We start from the raw sequence: 15,118 nt of genomic DNA on the forward strand, positions 1-15,118 counted from the left end.
CCACCCATGCAGAAAATCGCAACAGCAATTTTCATGATGCTCATGGCGATGGCCTTGGGTGTCCTGCTCTTCACGGTCTCGTATGCCGCGACCGATTGGTACCGCACTGGCTCCCACGTCCTGTTTGACCAGCTGAACGCCAATCCCTTGCCGGTCGTTCGTCAGGCCTGGACTGACGTGACCGCGAGAAATTTTGGCCGGGTCCAATACGCCGTTGCTGCAGGAGCATTAGGGTTTCTCTTGCCACTGGTCAGCTTGTTTCTCATGCGTCCGAGAAAGCGCAATGACTCTCGCTTCATGACCATGAGCGACGTATCAAAAACCGGGCTGACGAAAGTGGGCGGCGTCTTCGTCGGTCGAGCCGGCGGCAGGCTTGCCGAAATTTTGTCGCCCAGCCGCGATCAGCGCTCAGGCAAGATCCGCTTGACGCAGCGCAAGCTGATCGGTGGCAAGAAATTGTGGATTGATGGCGATGATGTCGGCGGCTTCGTCATAGGGCCTCCGCGCTCCGGTAAGGGCACGTCCCTGATCATCCCGAACGCCTTGACCTGGCCGCATTCGCTCGTGGTTCTCGACCTGCGGGGCGAGACCTATGCGGCGACTGCTGGTTACCGTTCGACCATGAGCCGCGTGGTGCGTTTCGCGCCGGCTGATCCGGACGGGAATACCGCATGCTACAATCCGATGGACTTCATCTCCCTGGACTCAGCCCAGCGCGACATCGACCTCCGCAACATCGCTGCGGCACTGTTTCCGCGCCCCCCTTCGAACGCGGATCCCTATTGGGTCAACGATGCCCGCCTCCTCTTTACCGGCATCGCGTCCTTCGTCATGGAATCGCATGCGATCCCGAACCAGAAAAAAACCTTTGCCAAAATCCTCGAGATCATGAACGGCGCCGGGCAGCCGCTCCTGGAGTTCATCGGCTCGCTGCGCGAGGAGCGCCGCGGCGAATGTTCGCATTTCACGCTGCAAACCCTCTTGCCATATTTCGAGATGTCTGAACGGCAGTTTTCCGGAATCTACGCCGGCGTCCGGACCGGCATGGCCCCCTTTCTCAACGAGCGCCTGATGCGGGCTACGTCGCGCAGCACGTTCGATATTCGCAATCTGAAGCGCGACCGGATCTCTCTTTATCTCGACGTACGGCGCGAGCAGATCACCTCTCTTGGACCGTTGTTCAACGTCCTGATTACGCAGATGATGAACTTCATGTCGGAAACTATGCCGCGTCCGGGCGAGCATCCGGTGCTTGTACTGCTCGACGAGTTCCAGAACCTCGGCAAGCTCGAGAACGTGACCGAAATGGCGAGCGTGCTCGGCGGCAACGGCGTTTCGATGTGGTTTTTCGTGCAGTCGCTGAAGGCGGTAGACGAAATCTATCGCCAGGAAGGGCGCAAGACCCTCATCAACGCTGCTCGCGTACAGATCTTTTTCGGTGCGCAGGACGCGGACGATCTGCGCTACGTTTCTGAGCAGCTCGGCGAAACGTCGGACGTGCAAAAGGACGTGACGCGCACCAAGGCAACGTTGTTCGACACTTATTACACGCGCTCGGAGCACCGCAAGGAAGTGCGGCGGCCCCTGATGCGGCCGGATGAAATCCGTACGCTCGACAAGAACAAGGTCATTATATTGCCGCGTGGCGAACTGCCGATCCTCGGCACCCGCAATTTCTATTTCGCCGACGGCCAGCTCGCCAAACGCGCGTTCATGCCCCTGCCCGCCTCTACGGACGCTTCGCGCACGAAAAGCCCTGCATTGGACGCTTCCGCGGCGGTTCCATCTCCTGCGCTCCCGACGATTGTGCCGAAAGCACCCACGTACCGCTCAGGCCTTGTGCAGACCCGGCTGCGGCGCGGCGCGACATTTGCCGCAAAGGCAGGCCGTATAGCTCCGCCTCCGGGCCGGCGCGCAATCGTGAAAGACCGGCTGAAAGCAACAGACGCTACAGCCGTACCAGCTTATGCCGCCATAGATTTTACCGCTTTGGCGGCCAGAGCAGTGACGACACGCATAGCGCCCGACAAAGAAGCGGCGGTTGCGGCCATCCTGAACAAGGTGCGTTCTCTGCGCGCCAACGCATCCGACACCGAGACTTTCGATCGAAATCTCAGCATCGTCGAAGATGCTTTGCCTGATCTAGTGGATTAGCCGAGAATCTACGACGATCGCCGACAACGAGCCTCCCGCCCAACCGCACAGGCCGCATTCTTGATGCGCCAGCCGCCACGTAAAGCGGTGCCAGAGATACCCTCCGGCACGGGACTTGACCAACTCGCTCCCGCTACTCGTCGCGAGGCAGTTGTTCAGGAGATTCTTTCAGGTTCGCCAAAGCAGGAGCCGCAGCCCCGCGAAACCAAAGGAGACGGCTAAAACAACTTCAATGCCTCGCCGCGCACGCCGGTACATCCTGACCATGGGCTGCGTGGAAAACACGACGGCATACCCGCAGAATATTGTAACGCTCAGCACTGCACATCCTGCAAGGATGACGATGACATCCGTAGGCGAGGCGTCCGGTCCAAGTCCTAGCGTCACCAGTGCAATCCAGGCGAGAATCGATTTCGGATTGCTGAGGTGCATCAGCAAACCGCGCCTGTAGAGACCGAGCCCTGATATCGGCCGGCGTGCTGTACCAGGCGTGGCATCATGCTGGTCCGGTGTCAGGGCACCCCTTCCTGCCTTGAAAGCTAAATAGAGCAGATAGCAGCCTCCGAGAACCTTTAGAATCACGAGCGCCTGGGCGTAGCTTGCCAAAAGCGCGGAGATGCCTGTCGCCGCCATGATACCCCAAAAAATCGATCCGGTGACGACGCCGGCTGACAAAGCAAGGGCTGCTTGGCGCCCTTGCTGCATTGCCGTTCCCATGATCCGCATTGTGCTGGGACCCGGGCTCCCCGCTGCAACGACGTAGGCCATATAGACAATTAGCAGGTGGTTCAGGTTGTTGAGCATCTTGGATCTTTCGCCGGTCTCTCACGCCTGATTCATTTCGGGGACTACGCCCCAGACGTCACACTGAGAGCCTGCATCAGGTCGTCAATAATGTCCTGAGGGTGCTCGAGCCCAACGGACATTCGCAGCAATCCGCTTGGCGCCTTGGACTTCGCACCCTCCACGGATGCGCGATGCTCGATCAGAGAGTGCGTCCCGCCAAGGCTTGTCGCCCGGACAATAAGCTTGAGGCGGCCGGCCACGGCCATCGCAGCATCGGTTCCACCTTCAACGACAAAGGAAAGCATCGCTCCGTAATCGCTCATTTGCCGCGTAGCCAGATCGTGTCCCGGATCATCTTGCAGGCCTGGAAAGAGCACTTTCTCGACGCCGGGATGAGATGCCAAGGCCTCCGCAACCTTCTGGGCGCCTTCACAATGAGCGCGCATGCGTACCGGCAGTGTCTGCAGCCCCCGTAATGCCAGCCAACAGTCGAAGGGTGCCGCGACGCTGCCCTTGTGTTTCTGGACCATCCGTAGCGGCCGTCCGAGTGGCGACGCGTGCGGGACAACAGCGACGCCCGCCATCAGATCCGAGTGGCCGCCAATGTACTTTGTCGCCGAGTGCATGACCGCATCCGCGCCAAGCTCAAGCGGCCGCTGAAGCACGGGAGTTGCCCACGTGTTGTCCACCACCGCCAAGGCACCCGCGTCGTGCGCGATTTTGCAGATGGCTGAAATGTCGACTACGCGGATCATCGGGTTCGACGGCGTCTCGACCCACACGAGGCCAGTCGGCTTTGAGGTGACCGCAGCGCACACCGCATCCAGATCGCGCATATCGATGGCGGCGAAGTCGAAACGAGAGCCGATATCGGTTTCGTCAATCAACGAGCGAATGCCAAAATACATATCGTTGGGAAGGACGATCCGTCCCGTCGACGGATGGCTCTCAAAGACTGCAGCGATTGCAGCCATGCCCGACGCAAAGGCTATTCCTTCGTGTCCACCCTCGAGCGCGGCCATCGCCGACTCAAATGCATTGCGCGTCGGATTTGCATCACGCGTGTACTCGAACCCAAACGGAAACGAGCCGTCGGCACCGCGCTCGAAGGTCGTAGTGGTATGAAGCGGTAATGAAACCGCGCCCGTGGATGGATCGACAGCTCGACCGCTATGGATTGCCTTCGTTTCTAAGCGCACTGGCCAATTCCCGTTAAAGGCGCGGTTGCAATTTTGCGCCGGTCATTATATTGACCGTAGGCGATGCAAGAGTCCAAGTCAATATAATGACCAACTCCCCGACACCTTTAGAGACCGAGCAGGAGCTTGGCCAGGCGATTGCGATCCGGATCCAGGATCTGAGACGCGACCAAAACCTGACGCTGGATAGACTGGCCAAACTGACCGGCCTGTCCAAGGGGACGGTCGTCGCGCTTGAGCAAGGCAAAGCGAACCCGAGTATCGCCATCCTTTGCCGTCTGGCGGCGGCGTTCTCGCTATCGGTTGCCGATCTGCTGAACGACGAACCTTCCACAGTTCCCGACCGTCCGATCGAACGGGGCGTCTCCAGGACGCTTTGGACGAGCGCCAAAGGTAGCCGGGCACAGCTCCACACATCGACCTCGGGACGCACGATGTTCGAGCTTTGGAGCTGGGTCCTTATGCCGGGTGATGTGTTTGCCGCCGATGCGCACAGTCCCGATACGCGCGAACTGCTCTCGGTTACCCAAGGCTCGCTTAAGGTCACGGTGGGCAGTGACGAGATCATTCTAAATGCAGGCGAGAGTGCGCGCCTCGTTACAGATCAACCCCACTCGTATGCCGCGGCATCCAACGTGCCCGCCCACTTCTCGATGGCGGTTTTAGAGCGCGGCGGACAGCGGGTTCCGGCCCCCTCTTCGCAGGCACAGACGTCGCCCCTAGCTGTTTCGCAAGACCTCGCAGACCGCTGACAACTGCCCCTTCACGACCGGAGATTCACCTTTGTACGTTCCTCCACATTTCGCCGTGCCTGATCAGAACGCCCTCTTTGATCTTATCGAAAAACACCCGTTTGGTATCCTGATCACCCACAGCAATGGCGCACTCGACGCGAACCATATCCCCTTCGAGCTGGATCGCTCAAAGGGCGATAAGGGCGTCCTGAATTGCCATGTCGCTCGCAAGAACCCTGTCTGGGAGGAAGTCGCCAATGGTGACGAGGTCCTCGTCGTCTTCCGAGCCGCCGACGCCTACATCTCGCCGAACTGGTATCCCAGCAAACACGAATTCCATAAGCAGGTGCCGACCTGGAACTATCTCGTTGCCCACGCCCATGGTCGCATCACTGTCCGGGACGACGAGCGTTATGTGCGCCGCAACGTCGCCAAGCTTACTCACATGAAGGAGGCCAACCAGCCGGACCCGTGGAAGATGGGCGACGCGCCGAAGGATTTCATTGACGCAATGGCCAAAGCGATCGTGGCCTTGGAGATCGAGATCACCAGCCTGGTTGGAAAATTCAAGCTCAGCCAGAACAAGGAGGTGCGCGACATCCAGAACGCCGGGGAGACGCTGACTGCGCAAGGCGCTGATGAGGTGGGACAGGCGATGCTCGCGGCTGCAGCGGCCAAATCCCAATAGCATCTAACTGTCCCGACAACGCTGCCGATGCTTGATTTCCCAACGGGTGACCTTGAGAGACTGCACTCTCCCGCGCCTTAAAAAGGGCCGGCAAGCGATCTTTGTTCAGCGCTCGTAATCGTTATCATTTGAGCGCTGGGTCTTGCGGTCCTGCTCTTCAGCGTGCTGAGCCTTCTGTTTGTTCGCGTCCTTCTGCTTCGCTCTCATCTCCTGGTCGGTGCCGGTGCGCGGCTGCTCCGGCTGGCGGGAATCGTCCCGGGTTGGAAGGTCTCGCCCCCGCGCCTCGCGCTCAGGGATCGGTTCGCCACTGCCACCACCGCGACGCTGTTGCTGCCGCTCGAATTGCAGCCGCGCGAGACGGTCGTGCATCTTGTCGTTGACCTCTTCACGATACTGTTCGAACTGTCCTTGATGCGCCGGCGGCAGCGTCTCGCGCATGTTGTCCAGAGCCTGATTGACGCGGGCCATCTGACGCCGCATTTCCAAGGGGGTTTGCGCCATGTTCAAATCTCCTATCAGTGCATTCAATTCTCTCATACCGGGATGGGACAGGAAAGACTTCTGCCCCGATTGATCAGTCCCGCGACCCACGCCAGGACCTGGCTGCGCCTCCCCTGTCCGATCGCGACGGAACTGCAGAAAATTGTTGCCGATCGACTCCGCCGCCGTGAGAGCCTGACCGACGACGCCCGCAGTCCGCATCGTCGTCACGGTCTTTTGCCATGCGGCAGAGATTGCATCGCCGTTCACGACAAGGGATTGTTGATCCAAACGGCGTTGCCGCTTGGCCTCCACCCGCTCGATCGTCCTGGCGCTGACCTGATAGCGCGGATCGCTCTGGGCGCGGCTGTAGGCTCCGGCGTGCTCCTTCGTGAATGGCCGCGTCATCGCATGATCCATGCGCCGCGTCGCCACCATCGCAATGCCGTTCTCGCGAGCTTTTTCCGCAAAAGTTTCGCGCCAGGCTGCGAGATCAGGCTTGTAGAATTTCAGGCGTTCGCCGTCGGCAGAGCGCGCCTGCACCATCGCGTGGATATGGACGTGCTTGGTGTCCTTGTGATGCGCCAGGACGAATTTGTATCCTGGCGCGCGCTCGTCTAGCACGGCGCGCGCCGCGGCCATGACAGCGGTGGCATCGGTGCCGGCCTTTGCCGAGAAAAGCAGGTGATAGGCATTGCGGCGCTCACGCCCCGAAAACTGCGGGCGCCATTGTTCGTAGACCGAAGCCGCCGCCTTGGTGGAATTCTTCGCCCCAGGCACAGGCTCGCCATTTGCGTTGCGGACCTGGTGGTGGGTGCGGATGAACTTTTGCAGGAAATATTTCGCTTTGGGTTCACGGCTGACGGCCGCCATCACCTCTGCCTTGGCTACTACCCCCGCCGCGCCCATGGCCTCGGACAAGCGTGCCTCGATCTTGTCGAGCGCCTTGCTACGCGAATTTTCCCGCCCGCCGGCCAGGACTCTGGCAAGCGGCCCGGCACGCTCATCGGTGTGGGCGTATACCTCCACCGCCTGACCATCCTGTGCATAGATGAATGGTTTTGCGCCGAAGGCCTTGTTCAACGCCTCGCTCAAGGCGGCATCGGCGACCTCGCCGGCGAGCTCGAAACGAACCTCGATAAAATTGGTGTTTTCCAGGGGCGGTTCGAACGTCTCGCAAAACGTTTCCAGGAACGCCTTTCGTGCGCCGCCTGTCGCAAGAACCTGTCCGTCCTCGTCGAAGATATCGATGTCGTTTTTCTCGCCCTTTTCGTCCTCGCGCTTCCCGATGTAATTGAGCAGCCGAGCAGCCGCTTCCCTGGTCGATGGCGGATTGGGCATCACCTTAAACACAGCAGGCTGCGCACCCGCCGCATAGCCTGCCCGCGCCGCCACGGCGCGCGCCTGATAGGCGACCCGCGCCGCTCGTCCAGTACCGCTCGCGCGACCCGCACCGCCGCCGCCGCCGCGCCGCTTCCAGTCTTCCTCCTCCTCTTCCGGCCGGAAACCGGCGAGCGTGGCGCCATAGACCATGATCGGTGCACTAGCGGCCGTGGGTGAGCGCGCAGCCGCGGCGGACTTCGGAGTCTTGCTGGAGACGGGGCTCCCCGCCACTCCTCTCCCTCCCGGCGAAGAACGAGCGGCGTTTCTGCCGCCACCCAGCGTCGAGCCGGCTTGTCCTTGCCGGAGGCGCCCGCCGTCACCCGTCCACTCATAACTCTTCGTCGCCTGGAGCTCACTGGCCTCGCGTGGGGCGCCCGTCAGTGACTTGTCGTCGTCCAGCTCCTCGCGCTTCACGCCGGTAGCGCCCCGCAGATAGCGTTCGATTTCGGCCGCGTAGCCAGCAAGACGACCGCTCATGGCCGGGCCTCCCTCGCCTTGCGGGACCCGACGGTCATCGCCTTCAGTTCCTCACGAAACTGCCGCACGAGGTCGCCCACGGCGATCAGCGCCTGCTCAAGATCCTCATCATGGGCAACTCGGCCGTCGTTCATGGCGCGCACCGCCTGATTGAAATTGACGCCGACACGCCGCAGCTGATCGGTCATGTCCACGATCGCCGGCCGCAACGCCTCTGACGCGATAGGCAGGTGCCCCGCCTCTGCCCGCACCAGACGCCGGACCACCTCGCTGACGGTTACGCCGTCCCGCTCCGCAATGGCTTTGAGACTAGCCAGCTCGTCAGCCGAAAACCGGATGTGCGTCACCTCGCCATAGCGTCGCGACGCGCTCTTCACCGGTGTTTTCTGGCCCTCTTCATCCATCTCTCAAGCCCGCTTGCGGGCGCAAAGGCCCGCCAGGGCCGCGCCGCCTATTTTGTGTGTATCACAAAATAGGCTATCCTGCCAATAAAAATTAAAAAGCAAGGAGTGGTGAAAACGGCAGCGGACTTCCCCCTCGCAACCAGTTCTCAACACCGCAACGTCGTGATGTTTCCATCGTGATTTGTTGTGATGTGTCCATGTTGCGTTGAAGACTTGTCTCCATGTTAACATGGAGACAACCGAGCGGTTCGCAGTCGGATCGTCAGACCGGACCCTCTCCTCACTGAAGATAGCCGCTGCGTCATGGTTGCACCCTGCGGGCCTTACTGGTGTGTTCCTGGGTTGCCAAACCGGTCTGCCCCGCTGAGTATGTCACCAAGTTTCGACCGTGACATCGTTCCATGTGTCCATGATGACTTGTCTCCATGTTAACATGGAGACAAGGAGACCTCGCCCGGAAGGAGGCCCCATGATCATCTCCGCTGCGATCCCAAAGGGCGGCACTGGCAAATCGACGATGCTGCGCACCCTCGCATCCGTCGCGCTGCATCGGGGTTATTCGGTCACTCTTATCGATGGCGACCGGCGGCAGAACATGAACCGCTGGTTCCAGATGCTGGGTGAGGCTGGCAATCGCCCTGACAGCCTGCAGCTGGTGAGCGCGATGACCCCGCAGGAAATCCTCGACGCTGCAGTTATTCACAACGGTGAGCGCTCCGTCGTCTTGATCGATACGGAAGGCACCACGAATGACAACCTCATGGCCGGGCTCTTCGCGGCCGATATCGTCGTCGTGCCGGTCTATTTTGCCCTCGACGATGTGACCGCCGCCATCCAGATCACCGACCACTACATTCCCCTGGCGGTCGAGAGCCGAGGCCGACCGCTGCCTGCGATATTCGTGCTGACCAAGCAGACCATCATCGATGGCAGGGCACGAGCCCTGACTGAATTGCGCGCCATCATCCAGGCCAACGGCACACCGATTGCAGAACACGTTCTGCACAATCGTGTTGCCTACCGCGACCTACAGACCGGGCAGACCCTTTACAGTCCCGCGGTGCCCGATGCGAAGGCGGTTGCCGAGAGCGAAGGGGTCTTTGACGACCTTCTGCAAACTTTCATCGAAGCCACAAGGAATGCGGCATGAGTGAAGAAACCGCACCGAAACCCGGTGACGACAAGAAAGCGCGCATGATGAAGGCGATTTCCACGCAGCCGCCGGCGCTGCCGAGCATGTTCATCCCACCGAAGGTCGAGATGTCAGGGACCAAGGAGCAAGCTACGCCACAGATGCAGCAATCGACAAAGTCGTCCCCGGCAGTTGGGCCCGATTTCCGCAAGCTGCTGCGGCAGGGTCAGAGAAAGGATCCCATCGCCGGCAAGAAGATTCGCGAGGAGGAGATGGTCCGCTGCGGCTACTATCTGACGGCCGTAGAGCAGCGTCAGTTCAAATTGCTGGCGATCAGCAACGGGCACAGCATGACTGAGCTGCTGCGAAAGGCTGTGCAGGATTATGTCCGCATTCATAAGCACAAACTGCCGAAAGAATAATTGGCGGCTTGGAGTCGCTATCGCATGTTGGGATGGATGATGTTCCTGGCTCTTTTGCAACGCGAAAAAAAAGGGCCCGCGACGGAGCACCTCCGTCGCGGGCCCTGAGATGTGTTGCCCTAATTGGGTTGGTTGAGGTGTTTCAGCAGTTCCCCGAGGATTGAGTCCCGCTCCGGGCGCCCGCTGGATGCCGCTTTGTCGTCGACCAGCTTCGCGGCCAATTCGGGCGGCAGCGGCATGACATCGTAGCCCTGTGAGATGGCTGCATGGCGGAGATCCTCAAGCGCTTCGAACGCTCTATCGGCGGTACCAAGCCAGAGCGCGGGCTCATCGGTTTCTTCGTGGGGGAACGCTTGAAGGAAGTAAGTCCGAAGCGGTGGGTCGTAGCCGATGACAGCGTCTGGATCCGAGCGGACTTTTCCGGTGACGGTGCCAGTGACAGTGATGGTGTAGCGGCTCATTGCAACCTCCTTTTGCCGGTGGCGAAGCCGGCCCCTTGCGGGGCCGGCCACCGATGCCTCACTGGGGGTTGTTCCAGAGGATGACCTTCTTGTTTTCCTCGCCACCCGGGGCGGGAGCGAGATTGCCGAAGATCACGCCGATCTCGGGGGCTTCCAGCTTGACCGAGAGGTATTCCTCTCCCGAACGCTGGGAGATGCGGTGCCAGCCGGCTCCGATCTCAAAGCCCGTGCGCTTGTTGACGATCCGGTAGTCGGGCGCGTCCTCGCGCGACTTGTTGGTGTTCGGGATAAGGGTGATCGGGGCGTTGACCCGGAGCGTGGCAAAGACGCCTTCCATCGAGCCGTCGGCCTTGGTGGTGAGGTTTGCGATCGTGGTGGCCATGGTAGTTCTCCTTCGGTTGCATCGGGACCATTCCCGATGGCGCCAAAGGAGAGGGCCGTCCTGCTGCGGTCATCTCGGCGAAAACTCTGGAAAATTCTATTTGCCGAAAAAATGCGGGCAGGCCCTCGCCTGTCCGCAGACAAAAAACAGAAATCGAATTTTCCTGAATATTCGCCGAGTGTACCCCCAACGGGGGTTGACCGCACAAAGCAGGCGGTCGTCTACAAAGGCGACATGAAACGGGAATGGCCCCGGATGCGGCAGATGGACAAGAACCCAGGCCGCCATCGCTTGACCGCCGACGCAATGCTGCCGGATCGTCGGGATGTTTGCCGCGCACCTCCCGGGTCATGTCGCGTGCGTCGTCAATACCTCGAACAGCAGCATTGCGCGTGAACCGCCTTTCTGGTCGGGATGGCGGCACAGCGCTTTCGAGATCGGAGCCGACTGGCAGCGAACTTCACGGCCCTCGGTAGCGATGCTTCGAAGCCACGATGATGACCGCGCAAACCAGGATGTTCGCCACGCTCGCACCCGCTTCAGATGCGAGACGGGCAAGATAATCATGGTGCACAACGCCCTGCGGCTCTGCGCGTGGGCCGGTCTCGCGAGGGGTCGGCTCCGGCCGCTCAAATAAGTGGAGTTAGCTCGGAGCCGGATCAAACATATCAGATCGGACCCGCCGGGCTGTCGGCGGACCGCGCCCATATCATCCTGGCAGCGCCAGACGCTCGTCCGGCGTCATGTGGGCTTCGGCTTGGCGGCGAATGTCGGGACCGGCATGGCGGAGCATGGCGCACCAGTCTTCCACATTGTACGTGGTCGCCATGCTGCCCCTGGCCAGGTCATAAATGACGCACGGCTTGTTCGCCATGGCGAGCCGAAGCACGTTGACGGCCGTGCAGGGTGATGCGCCGTCCCAGACCATCATGCCAAAGTCAGCGCGCCGCGCCATCTCCCGGTCTTTGGCGGCGTGGACAAAGTCCGCTGTGGCTTCGTCAGGAGAAGGAACATGGTAGGCGGCCCAGTCGCCCAGATTGTTTTGGGGTTCCTTGCCGGCATGGAAGACGCCGACATGCTCGTACTTGTAGCCCGCAAGCAGGCCCTGCGCCTCGGCATCGGCTCCAGAGGCGTCGCCAATCAGCACGCCGTGCTCGGCAGCAACGATTGCGCCGATGCGAGTGATGGCAGGTTCCGGCAGTTCGAATATCTCGCTTGATCCCCCTATAAATATCATCGACATCGTGACTTCCCTTCTCTCCAGCGTCCCCCGCCCCCGCGCCGGCCGCCCTCTCCCTCTGGCCATGCGCGAGGGATCGTCACCCGAAGGCCGAGACGGCGAAGCCGGCGCGGGGAGCGGCGGGACGCCGCGACTAGAGCCCGGCCGGCCGCAGGCCGGCGCGCCTAGGCCCTGCCGCTGCCGGAGGCGCTACGTGCGTGGACTAGCGGCCTTCGGCCAGCCAGAGGCTCACGTCCTGGATCGAGCGCATCAGGATAGACGGGTTGTCTCGCGACGGGACAAAGCCCCAGCTCTGCCAGTAGCGCTCGGCCTCGGCGTCGATCGCCCGCACCACCACAGCGCGGCCGGCGACAATGTCGGCGCCGGCGACGCAGCGGCGAAGCGCGTCCTTGACCAGGCCGCTCCCGATGCCTTGTCCGGCATAGCGATGGTCGACGGCGAGTTGGCCAATCAGCAGGCAGGGGATCGGATCGGGCGGGCGTCCGGTGCGGATGGCGCGCGGTGCGCTGTTTGGCTGGATCACGCCCGGCGCGAGGCCGTAATACCCGACGACTGTTCCCTCGTCGTGAACGATCAGGACGCGGGTAAACCCGCGGGTCTGGTTCGTTCGCGCGAAGCCGGCCAGCCACGCGTTAAGCGCCGGCTTGCCGCAATCGAAGCTGTCGAGGCGGTGCGCGTCGTCGAGGAGTTCGATGCCTGAAAGCGCCACCTAGCGGTCCCAGGGCGGGGACCGACGCAGCCGCTCCGCCGCCTTCGGCGGGGGGGCGGCGGCAGGGGCTGAGATCGCCTGCATGAAAGCGTCATAGGCTTCCGGGGACACGCGGATGACGGTTTCGTTGAGGATGGCCGCTTGCGCCTCGTGGAGTGCTGCGCGCCGCACGAACTCAGTTCGCGACAGGCCGAGCAGCTCCGCGCCGCGGTCGATGATGGTGAGATCATCGTCGCGAAACCGCATCGAGACGGGTGTTTCCTTCCTCGTGGCTGTAGTGGCCATGGCGCGCTCCTGTGATGCGGGCGTATATACGTATTTGTAACGCGGAATGCAATACGACGTTTCCTGGCTGAATGCTCACCGCGGCGATACCATCTAGGGGGTGCCGTTCTTCGCGCGCGGCTTTGATGCGCTTTGCGCGGGCCAAACCCGACCGCGCCCGGTCGGGTTCGATGGTGCAGATATTTGAAAGCCGGCGCTTTACGCGCCGCCCTCCGCGAACCGCCAGACGGGGATGCCAAGCCGACGGGCCTTGTCGGCGAGGTTCTCGGTGATGCCGGAGCCGGGAAAGACGATCAGGCCGTAGGGCACCACCGAGAGAAGCTGATCGTTGCGGCGGAACGGTGCGGCCTTGGCGTGCCGGTTCCAGTCCGGCTTGAAGGCGATCTGCGTGACCTTGCGGCTCTCGGCCCAGCAGGCGGCGATGCGTTCGGCCCCGCGCGGGCTTCCGCCGTGCAGCAGGACCATGTCGGGATGCTTCTCGCGGGCCTTGTCGAGCGCGTCCCAGATCCGGTCGTGATCGTTAAAGTCGAGGCCGCCGGCGAAGGCGATCTTGGTGCCGGCCGGCACCAGCACCTCGGTTTCGGCGTGACGGCGCGCGGCGAGGAAGTCTCTGGAGTCGATCACCGCCGCTGTCATCGCCTGATGGGAGACCTTGGATCCGGTGCGCGGCCGCCATGCCGATCCGGTCTGCGCCTCGTAGAGGTCGGCGGCTTCGTCGCGCATGATTTCCAGCACGTTGCGGCGCTCGATGTAGGTGATGCCTTCGCCCGTGAGCCGTTCCAGCTCGACGGACTTCACCTCCGAGCCGTCCTGTTCGCTCTGGCTCGAACGCTGCGCGTCCTCGTTGCGGTCGAGGCTGCGGGCGACGCGTTCGGCGGCGCGATGGAAGACGTTGGTAAAAGACCAGAGCAGGTCGTCGAGATCGGGTTCGAGCCTGGTGTCGCCGAGCATGCCGGCGAAGGTCTCGACGATCCCGGCGAGGCCGGCCCGGATCACCTCGTCGTCGGGCAGCGGGCGCGGGTCCGGCTCGTCATGATGCGGACGATGGCCGTACATCTGCAGTTCGAGGATGACGCGGTCGGTCGGCGAGGAGGCGTGGTAGGGCTCGTAGGCGTCGTCGAAAGGAAGGTCGAAAGTCATGGTCTGTCTCCGTCGGCTGCGGCCGCGCCTTTCGCGGCCTGACGGTCGGCCCCGGCCACGCGGCGGAAGGGCCGTCACCGCAAGCGCAGCGCAGCGGCCCAGCGAAGCGCCGGACGGCCAACGGCCGTTGACGGCCAGGCCGACGTGTGGCGGGGTCGCCGCTCTGGCAGGCCCGGGCGCGGCCTCTCCGTTGGACCAGCGCCATGCCTGCGGGCCTTCCGGACTCGGCCCTGCCCGCCTGCTGACCCGAGACGGTCATCCGGACGGCAGAAAGAGACGGGCATCATCCGGGATGAGCTGGCCCCGCAGCCAAGCCACGAGGCGGGCCGGGCCGAGCTGCCGGAGATCGTCGTTGAAATCGCCGAGCCGCGGCCGCAACACCAGGGCGAGGATCCCGGCCTCGCCTGCTCGCTGGCTGAGACGCTCGATGCCATGCCGGCCGGCGGCGTCCGCATCGGCCGCGATGTAGAGGCGGGTACAGCCGGGCGGGAAGATGAGGCCGGCGAGGTGATTGGCCGAGGTGGCGGCTGCCACCGGCAGGGCCGGCATCACCGTCCGGAGCGAGGCCATCGTCTCAAAACCCTCGCCGGCAGCCATGGCCGGAACAGGCGTACCGGGCTGGAGGCCAAGCCAGATGCCGTTACCCAGAAGGTGGCCCAGCGAGCGACGGGGATCGACGACATGCGCCTTGCCGATGCCTGCAGGATGAAGCCAGGTCCGTTGCAGGCCGGTGATGCGACCATCGAGCCCGCTGACCGCCGCGATCAGGGCGGGAAGCGTCCGCGTCTCGCCCGTCACGAGATCCCGGTAATAGCAGGCGGGATGGAAGCGTAGGGCGCGCTCGCGTGTGGAAAGCAGAATGCCGCGGCCGGCAATGTAACGCTCGGCCAGCGTACCGGCGATCGGCTGAGACATGGCGAACAGGCGACGCGCGGCGTCGGGCGAACCGCGTGCCGCGGCAGGTTGGCGCTGCGCTCCAAGGGTCTGAGACTGCAGTCGGGACCGCGGCATGGCGAGGAAGCGGCGCGCCTCGTCCGCGACC

General features: G+C 62.5%; 16 protein-coding genes. 5 read left to right on the forward strand and 11 right to left on the reverse strand.

Going from position 1 to position 15,118, the window contains the following annotated elements; genetic code table 11:
• The first annotated feature begins 6 nt into the window (after window positions 1-6).
• A complete protein-coding gene (locus CKW40_RS38020) occupies window positions 7-2,154 on the forward strand; it encodes a type IV secretory system conjugative DNA transfer family protein (protein WP_095204794.1) in 2,148 nt (715 codons plus the stop codon).
• A gap of 168 nt (window positions 2,155-2,322) precedes the next feature.
• On the opposite strand, the gene CKW40_RS38025 is transcribed toward CKW40_RS38020, so the two are convergent.
• Together CKW40_RS38025 and CKW40_RS38030 are read right to left on the reverse strand one after the other, a co-directional pair.
• Window positions 2,323-2,958 carry a LysE family translocator gene (locus CKW40_RS38025; RefSeq protein WP_095204795.1) on the reverse strand — a complete coding sequence of 212 codons (636 nt, stop codon included), beginning with the start codon at window positions 2,956-2,958 and terminating at the stop codon, window positions 2,323-2,325.
• A gap of 44 nt (window positions 2,959-3,002) precedes the next feature.
• Window positions 3,003-4,139, reverse strand: coding sequence for a trans-sulfuration enzyme family protein (locus CKW40_RS38030; RefSeq protein ID WP_095204796.1), 1,137 nt, complete (start codon window positions 4,137-4,139; stop codon window positions 3,003-3,005).
• Between the two features lie 86 nt (window positions 4,140-4,225).
• On the opposite strand from CKW40_RS38030, the gene CKW40_RS38035 reads away from it, so the two are divergent.
• Together CKW40_RS38035 and CKW40_RS38040 are read left to right on the forward strand one after the other, a co-directional pair.
• The gene (locus CKW40_RS38035) at window positions 4,226-4,891 is read left to right on the forward strand and encodes a helix-turn-helix domain-containing protein (protein WP_095204810.1); all 666 of its coding nucleotides are present in this window, start codon (window positions 4,226-4,228) and stop codon (window positions 4,889-4,891) included.
• Between the two features lie 31 nt (window positions 4,892-4,922).
• On the forward strand, window positions 4,923-5,561 hold the full coding sequence (locus tag CKW40_RS38040; RefSeq protein WP_095204797.1) for an FMN-binding negative transcriptional regulator: 639 nt from the start codon (window positions 4,923-4,925) through the stop codon (window positions 5,559-5,561).
• 105 nt (window positions 5,562-5,666) lie between these two features.
• Here CKW40_RS38040 and CKW40_RS38045 read toward each other — a convergent pair whose 3' ends face one another.
• Entirely contained in the window at window positions 5,667-7,901 is a 2,235-nt protein-coding gene (locus tag CKW40_RS38045; RefSeq protein ID WP_095204798.1) for a relaxase/mobilization nuclease domain-containing protein, read from the reverse strand.
• Window positions 7,898-8,305: a plasmid mobilization protein gene (locus CKW40_RS38050; RefSeq protein WP_095204799.1), complete on the reverse strand. Its 408-nt coding sequence runs from the start codon at window positions 8,303-8,305 to the stop codon at window positions 7,898-7,900. Before CKW40_RS38050 ends, CKW40_RS38045 begins: the two co-directional genes overlap by 4 nt.
• 469 nt (window positions 8,306-8,774) lie before the next feature.
• On the opposite strand from CKW40_RS38050, the gene CKW40_RS38055 reads away from it, so the two are divergent.
• Together CKW40_RS38055 and CKW40_RS38060 are read left to right on the forward strand one after the other, a co-directional pair.
• Window positions 8,775-9,455: a nucleotide-binding protein gene (locus tag CKW40_RS38055; RefSeq protein WP_095204800.1), complete on the forward strand. Its 681-nt coding sequence runs from the start codon at window positions 8,775-8,777 to the stop codon at window positions 9,453-9,455.
• Window positions 9,452-9,859: a hypothetical protein gene (locus CKW40_RS38060; protein ID WP_095204801.1), complete on the forward strand. Its 408-nt coding sequence runs from the start codon at window positions 9,452-9,454 to the stop codon at window positions 9,857-9,859. The genes CKW40_RS38055 and CKW40_RS38060 overlap by 4 nt, the downstream gene beginning before the upstream one ends.
• Window positions 9,860-9,978: 119 nt before the next feature.
• On the opposite strand, the gene CKW40_RS38065 is transcribed toward CKW40_RS38060, so the two are convergent.
• The 7 genes from CKW40_RS38065 to CKW40_RS38100 all read right to left on the reverse strand — a co-directional run.
• On the reverse strand, window positions 9,979-10,320 hold the full coding sequence (locus tag CKW40_RS38065; RefSeq protein WP_095204802.1) for a hypothetical protein: 342 nt from the start codon (window positions 10,318-10,320) through the stop codon (window positions 9,979-9,981).
• A 58-nt stretch (window positions 10,321-10,378) separates the two neighbouring features.
• A complete protein-coding gene (locus CKW40_RS38070) occupies window positions 10,379-10,702 on the reverse strand; it encodes a DUF736 domain-containing protein (protein ID WP_006205585.1) in 324 nt (107 codons plus the stop codon).
• Window positions 10,703-11,411: 709 nt separating this feature from the next.
• Complete coding sequence (locus CKW40_RS38080; RefSeq protein ID WP_095204804.1) at window positions 11,412-11,945, reverse strand: hypothetical protein; 534 nt, start codon at window positions 11,943-11,945, stop codon at window positions 11,412-11,414.
• Window positions 11,946-12,144: 199 nt separating this feature from the next.
• Complete coding sequence (locus tag CKW40_RS38085; protein ID WP_095204805.1) at window positions 12,145-12,651, reverse strand: GNAT family N-acetyltransferase; 507 nt, start codon at window positions 12,649-12,651, stop codon at window positions 12,145-12,147.
• The gene (locus tag CKW40_RS38090; RefSeq protein ID WP_095204806.1) at window positions 12,652-12,936 is read right to left on the reverse strand and encodes a type II toxin-antitoxin system TacA family antitoxin; all 285 of its coding nucleotides are present in this window, start codon (window positions 12,934-12,936) and stop codon (window positions 12,652-12,654) included. It abuts the gene before it with no gap.
• A gap of 198 nt (window positions 12,937-13,134) precedes the next feature.
• Window positions 13,135-14,076, reverse strand: coding sequence for a DUF2493 domain-containing protein (locus tag CKW40_RS38095; protein ID WP_095204807.1), 942 nt, complete (start codon window positions 14,074-14,076; stop codon window positions 13,135-13,137).
• Window positions 14,077-14,331: 255 nt separating this feature from the next.
• Window positions 14,332-15,118, reverse strand: a 787-nt coding sequence (locus CKW40_RS38100) for a DUF7146 domain-containing protein (protein ID WP_095204808.1), incomplete at its 5' end; no start/stop codon positions are given.

This window comes from Mesorhizobium carmichaelinearum, from assembly GCF_900199455.1.
GTDB lineage: Bacteria > Pseudomonadota > Alphaproteobacteria > Rhizobiales > Rhizobiaceae > Mesorhizobium > Mesorhizobium carmichaelinearum.